Annotated in this window: 17 protein-coding genes; 10 read left to right on the plus strand and 7 right to left on the minus strand. The window is 35.7% G+C overall.

The annotated features are described in order from the left end of the window. Nucleotides 1-43 precede the first annotated feature (43 nt). Nucleotides 44-2,572, minus strand: a complete 2,529-nt coding sequence (locus tag FORMB_RS01830) for a VPS10 domain-containing protein (RefSeq protein ID WP_069675832.1) — start codon at nt 2,570-2,572, stop codon at nt 44-46. A 187-nt stretch (nt 2,573-2,759) separates the two neighbouring features. Then, nucleotides 2,760-3,125 carry a CoA-binding protein gene (locus FORMB_RS01835; protein WP_069675833.1) on the minus strand — a complete coding sequence of 122 codons (366 nt, stop codon included), beginning with the start codon at nt 3,123-3,125 and terminating at the stop codon, nt 2,760-2,762. Between the two features lie 96 nt (nt 3,126-3,221). On the opposite strand from FORMB_RS01835, the gene FORMB_RS01840 reads away from it, so the two are divergent. Continuing rightward, nucleotides 3,222-5,681 (plus strand): outer membrane beta-barrel family protein, encoded by a 2,460-nt coding sequence (locus FORMB_RS01840; RefSeq protein WP_069675834.1) that lies wholly within the window; start codon nt 3,222-3,224, stop codon nt 5,679-5,681. A gap of 9 nt (nt 5,682-5,690) precedes the next feature. Here the strand turns inward: FORMB_RS01840 and FORMB_RS01845 are convergent, their stop codons facing one another. Next, a complete protein-coding gene (locus tag FORMB_RS01845) occupies nt 5,691-6,701 on the minus strand; it encodes a 3-oxoacyl-ACP synthase III family protein (protein ID WP_069675835.1) in 1,011 nt (336 codons plus the stop codon). Between the two features lie 119 nt (nt 6,702-6,820). Here FORMB_RS01845 and htpG point away from each other — a divergent pair, with 119 nt between their 5' ends. From htpG to FORMB_RS01870, 5 genes are all read left to right on the plus strand, one after another. Beyond that, the gene (gene htpG, locus FORMB_RS01850; protein WP_069677863.1) at nt 6,821-8,734 is read left to right on the plus strand and encodes a molecular chaperone HtpG; all 1,914 of its coding nucleotides are present in this window, start codon (nt 6,821-6,823) and stop codon (nt 8,732-8,734) included. Nucleotides 8,735-9,005: 271 nt separating this feature from the next. Further along, nucleotides 9,006-9,614: an alpha-ketoglutarate-dependent dioxygenase AlkB family protein gene (locus tag FORMB_RS01855; RefSeq protein WP_231925560.1), complete on the plus strand. Its 609-nt coding sequence runs from the start codon at nt 9,006-9,008 to the stop codon at nt 9,612-9,614. 7 nt (nt 9,615-9,621) lie between these two features. After that, nucleotides 9,622-10,566 carry an alpha/beta hydrolase gene (locus FORMB_RS01860; protein ID WP_069675837.1) on the plus strand — a complete coding sequence of 315 codons (945 nt, stop codon included), beginning with the start codon at nt 9,622-9,624 and terminating at the stop codon, nt 10,564-10,566. Nucleotides 10,567-11,004: 438 nt separating this feature from the next. Further along, nucleotides 11,005-12,321, plus strand: coding sequence for a DUF819 family protein (locus FORMB_RS01865; protein ID WP_069675838.1), 1,317 nt, complete (start codon nt 11,005-11,007; stop codon nt 12,319-12,321). A gap of 31 nt (nt 12,322-12,352) precedes the next feature. Next, nucleotides 12,353-13,045 carry a DUF4369 domain-containing protein gene (locus FORMB_RS01870; RefSeq protein WP_069675839.1) on the plus strand — a complete coding sequence of 231 codons (693 nt, stop codon included), beginning with the start codon at nt 12,353-12,355 and terminating at the stop codon, nt 13,043-13,045. A 1-nt stretch (nt 13,046) separates the two neighbouring features. Here the strand turns inward: FORMB_RS01870 and FORMB_RS01875 are convergent, their stop codons facing one another. From FORMB_RS01875 to idi, 4 genes are all read right to left on the minus strand, one after another. Beyond that, entirely contained in the window at nt 13,047-13,313 is a 267-nt protein-coding gene (locus tag FORMB_RS01875; RefSeq protein WP_069675840.1) for a hypothetical protein, read from the minus strand. 188 nt (nt 13,314-13,501) lie between these two features. Continuing rightward, entirely contained in the window at nt 13,502-14,479 is a 978-nt protein-coding gene (locus FORMB_RS01880) for a type I phosphomannose isomerase catalytic subunit (protein WP_069675841.1), read from the minus strand. Nucleotides 14,480-14,576: 97 nt separating this feature from the next. Continuing rightward, entirely contained in the window at nt 14,577-14,987 is a 411-nt protein-coding gene (locus FORMB_RS01885; RefSeq protein WP_069675842.1) for a 6-pyruvoyl trahydropterin synthase family protein, read from the minus strand. Then, nucleotides 14,968-15,507 (minus strand): isopentenyl-diphosphate Delta-isomerase, encoded by a 540-nt coding sequence (gene idi / locus FORMB_RS01890; RefSeq protein WP_069675843.1) that lies wholly within the window; start codon nt 15,505-15,507, stop codon nt 14,968-14,970. The genes FORMB_RS01885 and idi overlap by 20 nt, the downstream gene beginning before the upstream one ends. Before the next feature lie 464 nt (nt 15,508-15,971). Here idi and FORMB_RS01895 point away from each other — a divergent pair, with 464 nt between their 5' ends. The 4 genes from FORMB_RS01895 to FORMB_RS01910 all read left to right on the plus strand — a co-directional run bounded on the left by FORMB_RS01895 (nt 15,972) and on the right by FORMB_RS01910 (nt 19,899). Then, nucleotides 15,972-17,012 (plus strand): nucleoid-associated protein, encoded by a 1,041-nt coding sequence (locus FORMB_RS01895; protein WP_069675844.1) that lies wholly within the window; start codon nt 15,972-15,974, stop codon nt 17,010-17,012. Continuing rightward, entirely contained in the window at nt 17,012-17,995 is a 984-nt protein-coding gene (locus FORMB_RS01900; protein ID WP_069675845.1) for a hypothetical protein, read from the plus strand. The genes FORMB_RS01895 and FORMB_RS01900 overlap by 1 nt, the downstream gene beginning before the upstream one ends. A 3-nt stretch (nt 17,996-17,998) precedes the next feature. Continuing rightward, nucleotides 17,999-19,048, plus strand: a complete 1,050-nt coding sequence (locus FORMB_RS01905) for a nucleoid-associated protein (protein WP_069675846.1) — start codon at nt 17,999-18,001, stop codon at nt 19,046-19,048. Between the two features lie 77 nt (nt 19,049-19,125). Beyond that, nucleotides 19,126-19,899 (plus strand): hypothetical protein, encoded by a 774-nt coding sequence (locus FORMB_RS01910; protein WP_157498061.1) that lies wholly within the window; start codon nt 19,126-19,128, stop codon nt 19,897-19,899. Nucleotides 19,900-20,009 lie beyond the last annotated feature (110 nt).

Consider the following 20,009-nt stretch of genomic DNA (forward strand, 5'->3'; position numbering starts at 1 on the left):
TTAGCCGCCTATATATCTTCGAGTGTTACAGAAATATTAGAACTTATTTTACAATCAACTTTTTAGTGATTTCGCTATTCGCAGTGTTTACTTTTAAGAAATATAATCCTTTAGGAGCCTTTAATTCTATTTCAGGATTCTGTGATAAATCTCTGTTTTTTTCATAAAAGACTAACTTCCCTAGGGGGTCAAATATTTTTACAGTCACTAGTTTGTTTAATTTCCAATCTAGTTTAAACACCCCAGTTGAGGGGTTTGGAGAGACTTCTAAACCTGAGATATCAAATGCGTCCAATCCAGCACTATTAGGGTTGTATAAATCAACGCTCCAGAGACCACGCCCATAAGTGGCTGCATATATTTTTTTATCTGCAGAGTTTATCTCTAGCTCATTTACCAATACATTTGGTAATCCAGTGTTATAAGCGATCCAAGAGGTCGTGTTTTCTCTCAAATAATAAATTCCATAATTCATTCCTACATATAAAATATCTTCATTATAAGTAGTATCCCAAACAAGCGCAAGTGCAGCAAAACTTGGAAGGTCAAGAAGCATTGAGGTCCATGTCGCACCAGCATCAGTAGAAACATAAATCTTATCGGACGAATTTGTTGCAATGGCTAGTTTGTTTGGATTTGTAGGGTGAATGGCAATGGAATTAATATCCCCAGAAAACCCTGTCAATGACGACCAGTAAGATAATAAACTCCCTCCGCCTGTTGTTGTTTTAAAAAGACTGGATCCTAACGAAGCATATATGACATCACTATCAGATGGTGCAATCTTCAAATGGTCCGCATTGCTGCCAAAGTTTTGTGAAATGGAACTCCAGTTCTGACCTCCATTAGTAGATTTATATATTTGATCATATCCGGAATAAATAGTATTGGAGTCGCTTGGGTCTTGCTCAAAAGGGGTAACCCAATTACCTGACTTGCCATCAGGAGATGGAAGAAAAATAATACTTTGTCCCTGATTGGTGGATTTATATAAACTTCCAAATTGTGAAGTTCCATACAAAATATTCGAATCAGAATGATCGACAAAAGATTCCATACCATCCGCACCCAACCAGTCCTCCCAAGTTTTATCCGCTCTGTAAACAGAAGTCCCATTATCTTGAGCACCGCCAGTAACGATGACAGGGTTTGTTTGGCTAATTCCTATTCTATAAAATTGACGAATTCCCAAACCAGAAGTTAAGTCTGTATAATAAGTGCTACTAACATTCAACGGGTCATTGGCTACAAAAATACCGCCATCGCTCCCTACATATAGCTTATTGTTCTGATAAATCATAATGTCAATATCGGCATGGCAATAGCCTATATTTTCAGTCGTTGCAGTTCCTGGCTGCCATTGAGATGTGATATTAAAATTGACACCGCCATCTGTAGAGCGCCACGAAAGTACGCCCGCAATATGGACATCATCTGCATCAGTTGGATTGACGACGATATCCATATCTCTTGGAGCTTGGCCACTGGTGTCATCCGCAGTAGAACTGTAACCAAAATAATTTTTTCCTGTGTGATCTAATTTGGTGAAATTTTCGCCACTATCGGTGGACTTATGAAATCCTCCAAAAGCACCACCGGAAGCCTCAAGCAAATAGACAACATCTGGACTTGCCGCAGAAACACCAATCATTTTTGGCCCAATGTTAAAGTCATTAGCCCCTGAAATAAAGTTGTTATTTATTTTTGAAAAGGATTGACCAGAATCTGTGGACTTGAAAAAACCATTTCCTGATGCATATACTACACTAAAATCTCCAGGTTTAAATTCTATATCATAGGCCGTGGTAGATTCAGAGTGAATTAAACTCCAATTGACGCCTCCATCAGTAGATTTATAGACACCGTCATACCGGCTAGAACAAAACATTTTGCTTGTATCAGAAGGGTTAATTAAAATCTTATTGACAACTCCATTTCCTGTATCTGCTAATTGATTCCAAGTTGCACCAGCATCCGTTGATTTAAAAATGATGCCTGAAGAACTTCCCCAATAATAAATATTAGAATTAACAGGATCGATAGTCAATGCATACACAAAAATATTTGAGAGGTTGTCGGTGAGTGCCGACCAATTACTTCCCCCATCAACTGTTTTCCAAACACCGCCTCCTGGCGATCCAACAATAATATGATTGGCATCTTTAGTATCAATAGCAATACTTGTAATTCTTCCGACTCCTGGGTTCCATCCAGACGTTTGATTCCAAGATGTGGGTCCTAATTGTACCCAATTTGAAACCAAACTTGTCTGACTTGATGGTGTAACATTGTTTATTTCCGAATTGTACCGTTCTAACTCATCAATGTAAAATGAAGACGACTTCAAAAATCCATTTTCGTCTTGCATTCGAAGGCCATTATATTCCCAACGCTTAAAAGTTTTGTATCCAGAACCTCTACCAGTGCCTTTGATTTCAAAATACGCTTCAGCTTTATTCTGAATTTCCTGAACTGTAAATTCCTCTGAATTAATCATCTCAAGGTATTCCTGAGATTCAGCATATAAAAATGATAATAAATAGGTAAGTAAAATAAGAGTAGGCTTATTCATAACAAAAAAAATAAAGATTAAGGAATTACAATGTAGTGAAAAATAATTAAACTATGAATCTAGCTCTAATTTCAATACTATTTCGTTCCTCATTTTTCATTACATAAACCAAAAGAGATAACCACTTATCACGCTTACAGATAGACTAGAAATATGTTTTACAACGCTTACTTAACACGAATTTAATTTAATACTGATTTGTAGAAAGCAACACTAATGTACAAGCAACTTCATAATTTATAGAGGCTTCATTTAAAAGTTTATAAAATTCCGGGTTTTCAGTGCCCGGATTAAAGATTACGCGGGTGGGATTTAAATCCAAAATATAATCATAATAAGCTTCTTGACGTTTCGGATTCAAATACAAGGTGACTGTATGAATGTTTTGATAGGGCTGTAATTCCGTAGCGATCTCAATGCCACAAACTGTGCCTTTTTTCATTCCAAAAGCCTTGACTTCTATGGCATTTTCACACAAGCGAAGTATTGCCATATTGGAGTAACGATCGGAGTTTAAAGAAGCGCCGAGAACGAGTGTATTTTTTTTGGACATGCTATTAATTATGTGTTAATTTGAAATTAAAGAGTAACAATATTATTTTTGTTTCGTCTAATCTACAAAAGCCTATCAATCTTATCCCTCAAATAAATGAAAAATCTCGCAGTACTACTTACTTTTTTAATGGTTTCTAATTTAGCTCTTTATGCTCACAACCCTTTAGACAGTGGCACTATCAGCGGGCGCGTGATCGATTCTAAATCAAACGAAACCCTTCCCTACGTTAATATCATCATCAAATCTCCGTTAGGTGAACTCATTACAGGTGGAATTACAGATCAAGATGGGGTTTTTGAAATCTCAAATATTAAAGAAACTACATTTATAGTCTCTGTTCAGTACATTGGCTATAAGACTTTAAACAAAGAAGTCACTCTGAATCGTGGCACAAAAAAACTCGATTTAGGAACTCTTGTCTTAGAAGAAGACAACACTGCTCTTGACGAAGTTACGGTTATCGCAGAAACTTCTAGCATACAACAAAAAGTAGATCGAAAGGTCATCACTATTGGAAAAGATTTAGCAGCTAGCGGAACAGCCTCCGAACTTATGGTCGGCATTCCCTCTGTGAGTGTAGATCCTCAAACTGGAGACATTAGTTTAAGAGGAAATACAAACGTAAGAGTGATGGTCGATGGGAAATTATCCAACATTCCAACGGCACAATTATTAAAGCAAATCCCGTCAACAGCTATTAAATCTATTGAACTTATTACCAATCCCTCTGCCAAGTATAACCCTGAAGGCATGAGTGGTCTGATCAATATTATATTGCACAAAAATACGATGCTCGGGTTTAATGGGAATTTTAGCATGGGGCTTTCCTATGAAAAGTCTGCTAAATTCAACAGTGCCTTAACCACTAATTACCGAAACGGCAAGATCAACGTTTATGCGAATTACAGCAATAACATCTCTGAAAATAGAAATCACGGTGTAATCCAAAGACCTGAAAATAATTCCAAACAATTATTTAATTTTAATAATGACAACAAAAATCATTTGATCAAATTTGGAGTGGATTATTATATTAATGACAAACATACCCTATCCGTTTTTACAAATCAAAATAAATCCGACTCAAAAAATAACGGAGAATCGAATGCTATTTATGCAAACAATAATTCGCTTAATCAAACACAGTTGTGGTTGGACAAAGGAGATAACTCTACCAGTCAATACAACTTCGATTATAAAATTAATTTTGACGACGACGGTCACAACATAGAGTTTGAAATAGACCACAATACTTTTGACAGCAACAGCATTGCAGACTTTTCATATCCCATTGGCAACAGTACTGATTATATTGATGATAACGAGACAAAACGAGAGCGAACAACTCTAAATCTTGACTATGCGAATGCACTCAATGAAAACTCAAAAATAGAACTGGGTTTACAAGCAAACCTTTTCAATTCGTTAATAGGCTATGCGTCCACAGGAGATACTTATGAGCTTTCGGGTATGCTCGTTCCTACCCCCAGTTCAGATTTTGAATATTCCCGAAATATTTATTCCCTGTATGGAAATTATAACAAAAAAATTGACAAATGGTCGTATCAGTTGGGATTGCGATTGGAAAATGTAGCTGTGACCGCCCTTGAAGAAAAAACAAGTCAACCCCTAACCATCACAAAAACGCCTTTTTCAAACGACTATTTTGAATTCTATCCGTCGGCTTATATTACGTATGCGCCTTCTGAAAAAAATTCCTTTCAAGTCAATTACAGCAGACGAATCGATCGCCCTGGTATTGGACAAGTAAATCCCATAAAACAATGGAGTACGCCCTTGGTATCTTCGTACGGAAATATCAAACTTCAACCACAGTTCACCAATTCTGTGGAGTTTAATTACACTCGAGATTTAGAAGGAGGTAGCGTCACTTTTGGAACGTTTTACAGACAAATTTCAAATGAAATTAACAGAGCGTTATTTATTGATCGCTCCGACGTGAATTCGGGACGTTTGATTTTAACACATGATAATTTTGACAATTCTACGGCTTATGGTGTTGAATTATCAAGCAGCTACAAACCTACAAAATGGTGGAGTTTGAATGGTAGTTTTGATCTGTATTCTCAAACGCTCAAAGGAATTGCTGAACGCCTGAACGCTCCTCTAGAAACCGCAGTGGTCAACGACATCATCACTGAAATAAATTCGGTAGATAATATCGCCTGGAATTTTAGAGTTTACAACAGTTTTAAAGTGACTAAAAGAGTCAACCTTACCGCCTTTGGGTTTTATAGAGGCGCAAACTCAAATTTACAATTTAATGTGAAGCCAATGTACTTTGTAAACCTTGGGTCGCGTGTGAGTTTTCTTGACGGAAAAGGAAGTGTCAGCCTGAATTACAATGACATTTTAAACACTATGAAATTTGGCTTTGACGGCACCAGCCCTTATGTCCAAGAAGGTGAGTTTAACTGGGAAAGCAATACGATTTATTTAGGTGTCACCTATCGATTTGGAAGTACTAAATACAGTGCCAAGTCTCGAAAAAACAGAGCCAATGATGAGAAGTCTGGCGGTGGATTTATGTAATTCTCTAAACTACCATTTTATAATCACACTTCCCCAAGTGAATCCACTTCCAAAAGCGGCTAAAACAACTGTATCGCCTTCATTGACTTTCCCTTGTTCATGGGCTTCAGATAAGGCAATTGGAATGGAGGCTGCCGTAGTATTTCCGTATTTTTGAATGTTGTTATAAACTTGATCGTCCGACAATCCAAACCGCTTTTGAATAAATTGAGAAATCCGTAAGTTGGCTTGATGCGGGATGAGCATATCTATATCAGAAACTTCTAAATTATTTTTTTGCAAACCTTCACTGATCACTTCACTAAAGCGTTTGATTGCATGTTTAAAAACAAATTGCCCATTCATATAAGGATGGTAACTGAAATCATTGGGGTCATTTTCTTTAATAATATCAGTCACCCAACGTGTTCCCATTCCTGGTGCTTCGGTGGCAAGCTCAAGCGCATGTTTCCCCTCAGAATGTATGTGTGTCGATAGAATCCCTTTTGTCAAATCTTCTTCGCGCGTCAATACAGCAGCTCCGGCACCATCGCCAAAAATGACTGAAATACTTCGACCGCGAGTCGATTTGTCAATCCCATGCGATTGCAATTCACTCCCTATCACAAGGATGTGTTTGTACATACCCGTTTTAATAAATTGATCCGCCACAGAAATTGAATACACAAACCCCGAGCATTGTGCCCTGATATCCAAAGCCGCTACCGTATCTATTTCTAAAGCTTCTTGGATTTGCACCCCTGGCCCAGGAAAGTAATAATCGGGACTTAAAGTTGCGAATACAATAAGATCAATGTCTTCTTTTTCAATTCCGGCGTTTGAAATGGCCTTTTTGGCAGCTTCCAATCCCATTGTAAAAGTCGATTGTCCATCGCCAGGCTTTGCCCAACGGCGTTCTTGAATCCCCGTACGTTCTTGAATCCATTCATCCGTCGTGTCCATAATCTTAGACAAATCGTCATTCGTGACAACGTTTTCTGGCACATAATGACCTAAACCTATAATTTTTGAGTTGTACATAGTGTAAGTTTGAGTAAAAGGTGTAACAAATATAAACTAAAATGTCAGTTTGTCACTTTTTAATATTTGGTATTTTTTTTGACTATAGATTTCCATATAACTTAAAAATCAACATAATTATGTCAAAAGGTACGATTAATGTATCCGTAGAAAATATTTTTCCACTGATTAAAAAATTCCTCTATAGCGATCACGAAATCTTTTTACGTGAATTGGTGAGTAATGCCACAGACGCCACTCTAAAACTAAAACACTTGACCAACATTGGTGAAGTGAGTGTAAAGTACGGAACGCCTAAAATCGAAATTAAAATCGATCAAGAGGGCAAAAAACTTCACATTATCGATCAAGGTTTAGGGATGACTGCGGATGAGGTTCAGAAATACATCAACGAAGTTGCGTTTTCTGGCGCCGAAGAGTTTTTAGATAAATATAAAGACAAGATCGATGATTCTGGAATCATTGGTCATTTTGGACTGGGCTTTTACTCTGCATTTATGGTGGCTGAAAAAGTGGAAATTATTACCAAGTCATTCAAAGACGAACCTGCAGCACATTGGACTTGTGATGGCAGCCCACAATACACGCTTGAAGCTTCTGACAAAACAGAAAGAGGAACTGAGATTATTTTGCACATCGCTGAAGATTCTACTGAATTCCTTGAAGAAAGCCGTATCACGACGCTTTTAAACAAATACAATAAGTTCATGCCGATTCCAATTAAATTTGGAACCAAAGAAGAAAATGATGAAACGCATGAACCTAAAACAACTACGGACAAAGACGGTAAAGAAACAACGGAACCTCAGCGTAAGGTTACGGTTGATAACATCATTAACAACCCAACGCCCGCTTGGACCAAGCAGCCTTCTGAATTAGAAGATCCTGACTATAAAAGCTTTTACCGCGAGCTGTATCCAATGCAGTTTGAAGAACCTTTATTCAATATTCATTTAAATGTAGATTATCCTTTCAACTTGACAGGGATTTTATACTTCCCAAAAATGGGGAATGACATGAATATGCAAAAGGATAAAATTCAATTGTATCAAAACCAAGTGTTTGTAACGGATAACGTTGAAGGCATTGTTCCTGAATTTTTAACGATGCTAAGAGGAGTGATTGATTCTCCAGACATTCCACTAAACGTATCTCGTTCGTACTTACAAGCAGATGGTGCGGTTAAAAAAATATCGTCTTACATCACTAAAAAAGTGGCAGATAAAATGAAATCCCTATTCAATTCTAATAGAGAAGATTTTGAAGCGAAATGGAATGATATTAAAATTGTGATTGAATACGGGATGCTTTCCGAAGATAAATTCTTTGAGAAATCAGATGCCTTTGCATTGTATCCTTCAGTCGATGGAACGTATTATACCTATGAAGAGCTTTACAACAAAATCAAAGCGAACCAAACGGATAAGGACGATAAATTAGTCATTTTGTATGCGTCTAATAAAGATGAGCAACACAGTTATATTGAAGCTGCAAAAACAAAAGGCTACGAAGTGTTATTGTTAGATTCGCCTATTGTGTCTCATTTAATTCAGAAATTAGAAAGTGAAAAAGAAAACACAAGCTTTGTACGTGTTGATTCTGATCATGTTGATAATTTAATCAAAAAGGATGAGGCGACTGTTTCTAAACTCAGTGAAGAAGACAAAACATCGCTTGAAACTATTTTGAAAGAAATTGTTCCTTCAGAAAAATTCATGGTACAATTAGAGGCAATGGACAGCAATTCTGCTCCCTTTATGATTACACAACCTGAGTTTATGCGTCGTATGAAAGAGATGCAACAAACTGGCGGTGGTGGCGGTATGTTTGGAATGGGGAATATGCCTGAAATGCACAACCTTATTGTAAACACCAACTCTGAATTGGTCAGTGAAATTCTAAACACCAAAACAAAGAAAAAACAAGAACGTTTGATCACACAAAGCTTGGATTTGGCACAATTGTCTCAAGGACTTCTCAAAGGAGAAGCCTTGACCAATTTCATCAACCGTAGCTACGAAATGATAAAATAAGTCTCTTTATATTATTTTTGTAAAAAAGAGGTCGTCTAAAAAGTAGAATTTCTGTCATTCTGAACTTGTTTCAGAATCTCAATTAACTGAAATTCATTTTGTTTTAGAATCTGAAATAAACTTGTTTACCGACAGTCAGGATTTCCTGACGGTAGTCAGGTTCAGATTGACAAAGCAGAGTCTTTTTAGACGACCTCTTTTTTTGGTTTAAACTTAAAAAAAATAAAAATAAGTCTCTAAAATAAAAACTTATATTAATTTAGAGCAAACTATGAGCATGTCATTATTTGATTCATCCGAAATTATAAAACTTCCGCTTCAAGATGCTAAAATCGAATACCATCCGCAGTTTTATGGTTTGGAAGAAGCCAGTGCACTGTTTGACGCATTGTATCAACATACGCCATGGATTGAAGAAGACATCAGAGTGTATGGAAAAGTGTATAAGCAACCGCGTTTGACTGCTTTTTTTGCCAACAACCAAAAGACGTATGGGTATTCAAACATTTCAATGACACCCCACCCCTTCACCCCGCTTTTGAATGCTATAAAAACAAAAGTTGAAGCAGCCACTCAAACGGAATTCTCGTCCTGTTTATTGAATTTATATCGAGATGGACAAGACAGTAATGGCTGGCATGCCGATGATGAAAAAGAACTTGGACTCAATCCTGTGATTGCTTCTTTGAGTTTGGGTGCTGAACGGACATTTCATTTGAAACATAAAAAAATAAAAACTTTAAAACACAAACTAAATTTACAAAACGGCAGTTTACTACTCATGAAAAACGAAACGCAACACCACTGGCTGCATCAAATACCAAAAACTAAAAAGCCGCTTGCAAAACGAATCAACTTGACCTTTAGACTCCTTAAATAACAGTACTATGACCAAACATATCTTTCCTTTTCTTTGCCTTTTTATCGGCATGACGACTTTCACTGATGCGCAAAATTTTTCTTCTACTGAAATTACAATCAACCGTTATGTGGATGGCACGCTATTAGTTCCAGAGTCCGTAGAAAATCCACCATTGGTCATTATTATTGCGGGCTCAGGCCCTACCGATCGAAATGGCAACCAGTCCTTCATGAAAAATGACATGTTAAAGAAACTGGCCGAAGGACTCTCTGAAAATGGGGTCGCAACTTTCAGATACGACAAGCGTGTGGTCAAACAACTCAAAGCAGGAATTTTTGATAAAAACATCCGTTTTGATGATTTTGTAACAGACGCCAAATCGGTGGTCACCTATTTCAAACCCTCTTATGACTCCATCATCATTGCAGGACACAGTCAAGGAAGCTTAGTAGGACTTTTAGCCAGCGAATCGGGAGTGGATGGATTTATCTCCTTAGCAGGTGCAGGGAATCCTATCGATCAAATTATTTTAGAACAAATTACCAAAACAGCGCCTTTTTTCACTGAAGATACGAAGCGTGTCTTAGAAACCTTAAAAAGCGGAAAAACCACCGCAGATTTCCCTCCAGCACTCGCCTCTATATTCAATTTAGACATTCAGCCATTTATGATGAACTGGATGGAATACAACCCCCAAGAACGTATTGAAAACTTAGAAATCCCTGTACTCATCGTGAACGGCACCAAAGATTTACAAGTGAGCGTAATGGAAGCTCAACTCTTAAAAGATCATAAAGCAGATGCTGAACTCGTTATTATAAAAAATATGAATCACCTTTTATTTGAAATTGATGGCGATGATTTGGTAAATACAAAATCATACAATGAACTAAATCACCCAATCATACCCCAAGTAATTACAAGTATGCTCAATTTTATACAAAAAGATAAAAGCACCATTGAAGAATGATGCTTTTAACTAACTAACCAACCAAAATATTACTAACAAAATAATATGTTTAATCTATTTTCAATTTCCGTGCCAAAATGTCTAGGTAATGGCTATTTAACTTAATTTTCACATAATGAACCGACTATGTTCCATATTTTAACATTCACTGGGAAGTAATGTAATGGATGTAGCATATTTGCTCTGAACTGCTTGCACTGAGCCTGCCTATCGGCAGACAGGTTTACCTACCGAAGGCAGGCGCAGTCGAAGTGTCTAAGTATGACTGTTTAAGATCAATAAATATTGATATGAAAAAGCATCATTTAAAAAAATGATGCTTTTAATCACTAACCAACCAAAATATATTACAAAAGATTATGTAATATGTTTACTAGTAAACAAACTTCGTGCCAAAAATTATTTTATTTATATTTGAGACCTAGAAACTAAAAAATTATGATAGATACAACGCCATTTTTCACAGACGATACCATTGTTTTCGGGTTACTCATGTCGGCCATTGCTCTGATATTTTATACAGAATCACGTCCAACCGGCTTTTGGCATAAATTTTATAAAATCGTTCCCGGACTGTTTATGGCGTACATGATTCCAGCCCTATTCACCACTTTGGGATGGATTGCTCCAGACTGGAAAACCCTCACTCCTACTGGCGAACTGACCGAACACAGCAGCAACTTGTACTACGTAGCAAGTCGTTACTTATTGCCCGCTGCGTTGGTGTTGATGACTCTAAGCATCGATTTAAAAGCCGTTGTCAACTTGGGATGGAAAGCATTGATTATGTTTTTTACAGGAACATTAGGCATCGTCATTGGTGGCCCGATTGCGATTTTATTAATTTCTTTAGTTTCTCCAGAAACGGTGGGAGGTATTGGACCCGATGCGGTTTGGAGAGGCCTCTCTACCTTGGCTGGAAGTTGGATTGGTGGCGGTGCCAACCAAACCGCAATGCTAGAAATATATGGATACAATCAAAAATTATATGGGGGCATGGTGTTTGTGGACATCGTGGTTGCTAATATTTGGATGGCACTCTTACTCATTGGAATTGGAAAATCAGACCGGATTAATAAATGGTTACGAGCCGACACCACTGCCATTGAAACGTTGAAAGATAAAGTTTCTACCTTCACTGAAAGTGTGAAACGCACCCCATCACTCACGGACATCATGATCATGATTGGGATTGCATTTGGGACGGTGAGTTTTGCGCACTTAGGATCTAGCTATCTAGCACCCTTTTTTAGTGAATATGTCGCAACATTTGAATCTGAAACGACAAAAAATATATTTACTTTTTTAGGATCTTCTTTCTTTTGGATGATTAGTATTGCAACAATTATTGCTGTGGGACTTTCGTTTACCAAAGCTAAGAACTATGAAGGTGCAGGCGCGAGTAAATTTGGAAGTGTTTTTATTTACATCTTAGTCGCCAGCATTGGAATGAAGATGGATTTAACCATGATCTTTGACAATACAGGATTGATTGCGATTGGAGTCGTTTGGATGACCATCCATGCAGTGCTGCTAATCGCCGTTGCAAAATTGATTCGAGCCCCTTACTTCTTTTTAGCTGTTGGAAGTCAAGCGAACGTAGGTGGAGCTGCTTCTGCGCCTATCGTAGCTGCTGCGTTTCACCCCTCTTTAGCGAGTGTGGGTGTGATTTTAGCCGTCTTTGGATATGCCATCGGAACCATTGCTGCCATTGCGTGTACAATCCTTATGGAATTAGCGGCCGCAACTGCTTAGAAATAATTATATTTGAGTCTAAAAATCAATCATGAACAACAGCTTATACTTTATCCTTGCCATCCTCATCACGGCTTGTACACAGCAAACCCCTAAAAACACAACCGTTAGAGGAAGTATTAAAGGCTTTCAAAAAGGAACGCTCTACCTTCAAAGTGTGATTGATGGTGGATTTACAACCTTGGATTCTTTGGTGATGAATAGTACAACCGATTTTGAATTGGGCTGCGACTTGGAAGAAGCGGAGTTGTTATTCTTAAGTTTATCAAAAGAGGTGGATGCAGAACGCATTTCTTTCTTTGCTGATAAAGGACTTACAACTATAAACACAAGCTTAAAACGCTTCAAGTTCGATGCGAAAATAGAAGGCAGCAAACAACAAAAATTACTGGAATCCTATTACAAAAACATTGCCCGTTTCAAGGATCAAAAACTAGAACTCATTGAGGCGCAGTTAAACGCTCAAAAAGATGGCTTCTCAGCACGTGCCGATTCGCTTCAAATTCAAATGGATAAATTAGTCCAACGCAGCTATTTGTACAGCATCAATTTTGCTGTCAATAATAAAGAGAGTGAAGTCGCACCTTTTGTAGCGGTTTCTGAAATTTATGATGCCAATGTGAAATACTTGGATACCATAAACAAAATATTGCCTCCAAAAATTGCCAATTCTAAGTATGGAATTATTCTGGAGGCCTATATTAAATCTGTAAAGTCTGAGTAATTTAGAGCTTGTTAATCTTTTCGATTAAAGCTTTTCCTTTTGTTTCAAGATCGTTAGCGATCCCTTTGAAATGTGCTTTTTGATTTTCAACATCTTTAGCATTTACCATCGCAATCAATTCATCAAAAGTTGAAATCGCCTCGTCAATGATCGCTTCACTTTTTTTAGTGTCTTTATCAGTATTGGCATATTCCCAAATATATACTGCTTCAATGATATCTCCTAATACGTAATTGATATCTTTCTTTAAATTTCTAACGTTAGCCATTGTATTAATTTTTGTTTTTGCAAAATTACGTAATTTTAACTGAACTCGTTTACACTTTTTGAATTGTAACGAAAATTAGTCAATTTTTATCCAATTGAAGTTTTTTTTAGTTGCGTAGCTCCGTTGCGGAAGTTAAAAAAGACAAAAAGTGGGTGAACAAAGGCCATTTTTTAGCCGATTGAAAAAGCTTAAACGAGTTCAATATAAACTTCTAAAAGTTTTGCATGATTTGCAGAAATCAAAAATCGTTCGATACAGGCAGGAATTAAAACCGTCTCCCCCATCGAAATTTCAGTGACAGTTCCGTCCACTTCCACAGTGGCTTTTCCTTCCACACACATATAAATTATAAAAGAATCGTGTGTGTTTTCTTTTAGAATTGGTTCTTTGACGTCCAGCACATTCGTTGTGAAATATGGACAACTGACCAGTTCGGTAGAAGTATTTGAATTTTTGGAATACTTCACTCTGTAATTATCCGGCATATCAAAGTCAAAAGCTTCCAGCGCAATGTCATTGTGCAACTCCCGTTCATTGCCATCGGCATCCACGCGGTCCCAGTCATACACGCGGTAGGTAATATCACTGGTCTGTTGAATTTCTGCCAAAAGCACCCCTGCTCCAATCGCATGAATTCTCCCTACTTCAATGAAATAGGTATCCCCTGCTTGGACGTTGTCAAAATTTAAGATGCTTTGCAGCGTTTTAGCTTCCAGATGTTTGAGGTACAAGTCTTGTGTCATCTCCTGATTAAAACCAACTATCAAATTGGAATCCGTATCCGCTTGAAGCACATACCACATTTCGGTTTTTCCAAAACTGTTGTGGCGTTCTTTCGCCAACTGATCGTTGGGATGCAACTGAACGGACAAATCTTCTTTGGCGTCAATAAACTTAATAAGCAAGGGAAATTTTTTCCCAAACTGACGGAAGTTCTTCTCGCCTAACAAGTCAGACGTATAAGTCTCCAAAAGGTTTTTTAGCGATGTACCTTCCAAAGGACCATTGGCAACCACAGAGGTATCGCCTTCCACGTCACTGATTTCCCAACTTTCGCCGGCATCCGTAGCCATGGTGGGTTTGTTTAAAAGTTGTTGTAGTTTTTGACCGCCCCAAATTTTATTTTTGAGAATCGGATGAAATTTTAAGGGATAAAGTGGTTTCATTAGTATTTTTATATTGACTTTTAAGAGCCACACTTCGACTGCGCTCAATGTAGATATGGCAACATTTACTTGAGTTTAAGTTATGAACTTCATACTACTAGTTTCCAGAGTAAGTCACAAAATTACGAGGGGTTTCATAAAGCGTCACTTCCAAATCTAAATTAGATTCGAGGACAGCTTTTAGCTTATCGTAAATGACCACCACAATGTTTTCGGCAGTGGGGTTTAAATCTTTAAATTCAGGTACGTCCAAGTTTAAATTCTTGTGATCAAACGCATCTTCTACTTCCGATTTGATAAAGTTTTTCAGAATTTTAACGTCCATCACATACCCTGTTTCTGGATCGATCTCTCCCGTCACACTGACCGTAAGGTCGTAATTGTGCCCGTGAAAATTAGGGTTGTTGCATTTCCCAAAAATGGCATCGTTTTTTTCAAAACTCCAATCGGGGCGGTACAATCTATGGGCGGCATTAAAATGTGCTTTTCTACTTATGGTGACTTTCATTGGTGGTGTTTATATGTTCGTAAAATTTTTCAAATATGATTTTAAACCATTCGGTGTACAGTGTTGGCTGCTGTTTGATATCGGCTTTGACGGCTTCCAAAGGCATCCATTTCCAGGCTTCCACTTCTTCCGTATTGATGACGGGAGCTGCTTCGTAAGAACCCACCATAATGTGGTCCAATTCGTGTTCGGTGAGCCCATTGTCAAAAGGCGCTTTGTAAATAAACCAAGTGGTTTCTTTGAGGGGCGTCACAAAACCCATTTCTTCTTGCAAACGGCGTGTGCCGGCTTCCAAATTGGATTCTCCTACCCGTTGGTGGGAACAGCAGGTATTGGTCCACAACAGCGGCGAATGGTATTTATGAGCCGCACGTTGTTGCAGCATCAATTCGTTTTGGGCATTAAATATAAACACCGAAAACGCTCGGTGCAATACCGCCTTTTCATGGGCTTCCATTTTTGGCATGGTGCCTATTTGTTCGTCCTGTGCATTCACAAGAATGACCTGTTCTTCCATCATGCCACAAAAATATCAACTATATCTTTAAGTTTTACTAATTTCTTGCTAAAAAACGGGTTTTGTAAGACGAGCCAAATTTCATGTTTCCATAAAAAATAATTATTTAATTGTAATATATTATAGTCTTGTTTAATGTTTGCCTACTTAAGATAAACACTGTCAGCTATTTATAAAAATAAAGCGCCATATTTTTTGGATATTAAATAAAATATTTTAATTTCAATTTTTGATTGAGACCCCAGTCTAAATCTTCAAAATGAATTTAACCGAATGGAGGGAGTGTTTTATATAAATTTTAGTGGAATGAGGGCACTATACATACCTACATGGAATGTATTATAACACTTATAAAAAAATAATTACCACATTAATGTTGTATAAACTAGTTAGCTGCAGGGGAAAAACGAACATACAACCATTGAAACCTTTCCAATGAAAATTAAATAATAATAAAAACTATTGATATGGCTATTAAACTTGACACAAGTACTATAACGATTGAAAATATCATCGTACATAGCATACCTAAACATCGAAAAAGTGACTTTTCTATTAAACCACAATATAGTGAACAAGAAAGTTCTCTTCCTGATGCATTAAGAGTGTTTTTTAAGGACAAAATCATCAGCTCTTTGCAAAGTAATAAAGAATTACGTGTTTGTTATAATCCTAAAAATGAATCTCCTGTTTCCATTTATATCAATCAAATAATTAATTCGGGTGGTACTGATTTAATTGAGCAGTCAAAATTAATAACCAAATATTTATTTGAAGTACAAAACGGACAAAATGCATCAGGAATTTTGGTGATAATATTTGGAAAAATAAATGATAACAAAACTTGCATTATTATCAAACTTGAAAGAGATGAAGGAGCACAATTAGTATTAGACCCTGTGACTAAATCTTTTAATATTAAGGATGTGCAAGATTTAATGCTTACAAAGAAAACAAAAATATATAAAGTAGGCTTATTTATAAACAAGTCTGAACTTAAGATAAAATATGATGGCAGTACAGCTGATTTGCAAATAGATCCAAAAACAAAAAAAGAAGTTACAACTTGGTTTATTGAAAGATTTTTGGGATGTATTCCTCTTGAAGACCCAAGACATACAACAAAGAAATTTTACACCTACACAACTACTTTTATAAAGACAATTGAGGATCCAATAAAACAAGCTAAATATAGACAAGACTTTAATTCGTATTTGCAGAAAAACTCACAAAGAATTAGTGCAAAGGAGTTCGCAGATGATTACATGGAAACTACTGATAAAAACAACTATAATAAATATCTAAAGAACAAAAACTTTAGAATGTCAGAGTTTCCCAAGGCTAATGATTATATACAAAATAAAATAAAAACAATAACCATAACTTTTGCAAATGACATCGCCATTGTTGGTAAAAAAGGAACATTTGATAAAAATGTAAAACTGGAAAGTCAAGAAGATGGGAATACAAAAGCAGAAATTATTTCTAAAGTAAAAAGCATTTGTTAATGACTAATGTTCAGAATATAGCTGAATTATGGGATGAGGAACAGCCTAGTTATGAAAGATTAGGAGCACTCGTTAGTTCATTCATTAAAGATATTATTACAGATTACGAAATATTACCAGAGATTCATTATAGAACCAAGGAGCTATTAAGCATAATAAAAAAGATAAAGAAAAAGAAAGTTCAGAAAGAATACTCTTATCAAGACTTAAAGGATAAATTAGGAATTCGTATAATTTGCACATTTCAAGAAGAAATGGATATTATTGATGAATTCCTTAAAGAAAACTTTGTCATTGTAAATGCAGAATATAAACTAGACAATTTAGATTTTAATAAACTTGGCTATATTTCTAATCATTATGATGCCAAAATAAATTGCATAATAAAAGGGTTTGAACAGTTTACAGAACTTAATAATTACATTTTTGAAATTCAGGTGAGGACACTTAATCAACACGCATGGTCAAACGCTGCCCATTCACTTTCTTATAAGCAGGAATCAGAACTCCCCATTAAATTAAAAAGAAAAGTATATCGCCTACTTTCATTGTATGAGCTTGCAGATGATGAATTTTCCAGTGTTAATGAAGTATTAAAGAAACAACATCAAAGTAACCCAACTTATGCATTACTAAAAAAATTAGAAGGTAAATTTTATAAATACGCAAAATTTGATTACGATAGGGAAATATCATTAAAGGATATAAACACCATACTAAATTACTTTGAAACAGAAAATGAACGGCAAGAATTAATCAATGATATTAATAATTTTATTATAAATAACGAGCAAAAAATTCAAAGAATTTATGAAGAAAATAGAGGTCGATACCACAAAATACTATTCCTGACTCAACCTGAAATTTTCATTATTTGGTATATGCTCCAAAACAATACTTTTACAATAGAAGATAATTGGGACAGCGATTTTGATAGCGAAGATATTGAACAAATTAAAACCCTCTGGGGAAATGAACTATAAGATATGTTAGATTTTACTAATTGCAACATAGGCAACGTGATTGCCCATCAAATTGGAAATAAAACCAATAAAGAAGGTATTATTATCTCAAATTTATTACTTGATACAAATGACCCAAGATTGAGGGAACTATTGATTAAATACTTTTTATTCCCATTCTCCAATATGGAAGAGTTTTATTCATTTACTTTTTCTGATGGGAATTTTAACTTGAACCCGTTATATCAACTTACAAGTGATGTGTTTTCAAACGAGGGTAACTTCATAGAAATAAGTAAAAGTATCGCTCAACATTTATACGAAGTATCGCTACACCCACAAATTAAGGCTGGAGATTTATTCGTCTCAACTTTTAATAATATTAAAGTTGATAATATATTGGTAAATGGTTTTGGTGTTTTCAAGTCTGAAAATAGACAACAATTTTTAAAATTAAATAAAAAGTCAAATGAATTTGCTTTAAATTATGATGATGGTATCAATATTGAAAAACTTGACAAAGGATGTCTAATCTTAAATATAGGAAAAGAAAAAGGATACAAGGTTTATGTTATTGACAAATCTAATAAATCAAGTGAAGCTCAATACTGGAAAGATTTTTTTCTAAATATTCGACCTACTAAGACTGGATACCATCTTACAAATCAATTTCTAGGAATAGCGAAACAATTCGTGACAGAGCAATTAATAGAAGAATTTGAAGTAAATAAAACTGACCAAATTGATTTATTAAATCGCTCTGTAGATTATTTCAAAACTAACGATAAATTTGAAAAAGAAGACTTTGAAAAATCAGTTTTTCAAAGTGAGGAGTTAATAAAATCTTTTAGAAGTTTCGATAACTCATATAGAGATAATAACGATATAGAACTTGCAAATAGTTTTGACATATCTTCACAAGCAGTAAAAAAGCAAGTTAGGGCTTTTAAAAAAGTATTGAAACTTGACAAGAATTTTCACATTTACATACACGGAAATAAAGAACTAATAGAACAAGGAGTGGAAAAAGATGGTAGAAAATATTATAAAATTTATTATAATGATGAGAGTTAACCTCCTGTGCAAAGCCTCCCTAGTTAGCGCAACTAAGCTTAGTCAAAGTCATTAGGTAAAATTAGAAAAACAACAAAATGAAAACAACCTTATCAATCATATTTTTATTCATTTCAATGTTAACTTTTGGGCAAGAGAAATGGACTTATCAAAATGATAATATTTATAAAATTAACAAAGTTAAAGCTCGAAAGTGGTTTAATGGAAACAAACTAACCGCAACAACCTTTTACAATAAAGAGGGACAAATGATAAAATTTCAGCACGAGCCATTTCTTGGCGGTGAGCAAAGAACTATTTATTTTGAGTATAATGAAAAAGGGAAATTGATAAATCAAGTGGACACAACACGAAATATCAAACCTGATAAAAAGGCTTTAAAAAAATTAAAAAAAATGGGACTTGATTTATCATCAAATTTCAGAAATAACAGACCAGAAATTGAAGTCTTGAAATTTAATATTGAATACGAAGATGACAAACTTATCAAATTAACTAAATTCAATGCTAACGGGACATTAAACACCGTAGATCATTTTGAGAACAATGGACGAAAGCAAGTTCGTGAATGGTACAGAAATGGAGAAAAATATCAAGAAAGTATTACAGAATACATAGATGACTTTCACAAAGAAAAATACTATGGTTGGGAAATTAGACCTAATCTTGAAAAGAGTAAGTGGAATTACTCTTTTGAATATGTATACGAAAATGGAATAATAAAAGAGTTTACTCGATTCGATAATGGGCAAAAGAAAGAAACCACCAAGATGGAATATGATAATAATGGACTTTTAATTAAAGCTATTTATTACACGACTGAAAGATTCGAATATGAATATTATAAATAACATTCCCCTGCTGCCGCACGAATCCTTTCGTGTGGTTCGTACAAAAAACTAATACCAATATAAAGGACTGACTGCATCAAACCTTCAATTTCGTACAACAGCAAAGCCAA

This window comes from Formosa sp. Hel1_33_131 (genome assembly GCF_001735745.1).
Lineage (GTDB): Bacteria > Bacteroidota > Bacteroidia > Flavobacteriales > Flavobacteriaceae > Hel1-33-131.

Excerpts from the sequence above, each read along its gene's own strand:
- FORMB_RS01830 (WP_069675832.1), bottom strand. The coding sequence starts at position 2,572 with ATGAATAAGCCTACTCTTATTTTACTTACCTATTTATTATCATTTTTA.
- FORMB_RS01835 (WP_069675833.1), bottom strand. The coding sequence starts at position 3,125 with ATGTCCAAAAAAAATACACTCGTTCTCGGCGCTTCTTTAAACTCCGAT.
- FORMB_RS01840 (WP_069675834.1), top strand. The coding sequence starts at position 3,222 with ATGAAAAATCTCGCAGTACTACTTACTTTTTTAATGGTTTCTAATTTA.
- FORMB_RS01845 (WP_069675835.1), bottom strand. The coding sequence starts at position 6,701 with ATGTACAACTCAAAAATTATAGGTTTAGGTCATTATGTGCCAGAAAAC.
- htpG (WP_069677863.1), top strand. The coding sequence starts at position 6,821 with ATGTCAAAAGGTACGATTAATGTATCCGTAGAAAATATTTTTCCACTG.
- FORMB_RS01855 (WP_231925560.1), top strand. The coding sequence starts at position 9,006 with ATGAGCATGTCATTATTTGATTCATCCGAAATTATAAAACTTCCGCTT.
- FORMB_RS01860 (WP_069675837.1), top strand. The coding sequence starts at position 9,622 with ATGACCAAACATATCTTTCCTTTTCTTTGCCTTTTTATCGGCATGACG.
- FORMB_RS01865 (WP_069675838.1), top strand. The coding sequence starts at position 11,005 with ATGATAGATACAACGCCATTTTTCACAGACGATACCATTGTTTTCGGG.
- FORMB_RS01870 (WP_069675839.1), top strand. The coding sequence starts at position 12,353 with ATGAACAACAGCTTATACTTTATCCTTGCCATCCTCATCACGGCTTGT.
- FORMB_RS01875 (WP_069675840.1), bottom strand. The coding sequence starts at position 13,313 with ATGGCTAACGTTAGAAATTTAAAGAAAGATATCAATTACGTATTAGGA.
- FORMB_RS01880 (WP_069675841.1), bottom strand. The coding sequence starts at position 14,479 with ATGAAACCACTTTATCCCTTAAAATTTCATCCGATTCTCAAAAATAAA.
- FORMB_RS01885 (WP_069675842.1), bottom strand. The coding sequence starts at position 14,987 with ATGAAAGTCACCATAAGTAGAAAAGCACATTTTAATGCCGCCCATAGA.
- idi (WP_069675843.1), bottom strand. The coding sequence starts at position 15,507 with ATGATGGAAGAACAGGTCATTCTTGTGAATGCACAGGACGAACAAATA.
- FORMB_RS01895 (WP_069675844.1), top strand. The coding sequence starts at position 15,972 with ATGGCTATTAAACTTGACACAAGTACTATAACGATTGAAAATATCATC.
- FORMB_RS01900 (WP_069675845.1), top strand. The coding sequence starts at position 17,012 with ATGACTAATGTTCAGAATATAGCTGAATTATGGGATGAGGAACAGCCT.
- FORMB_RS01905 (WP_069675846.1), top strand. The coding sequence starts at position 17,999 with ATGTTAGATTTTACTAATTGCAACATAGGCAACGTGATTGCCCATCAA.
- FORMB_RS01910 (WP_157498061.1), top strand. The coding sequence starts at position 19,126 with ATGAAAACAACCTTATCAATCATATTTTTATTCATTTCAATGTTAACT.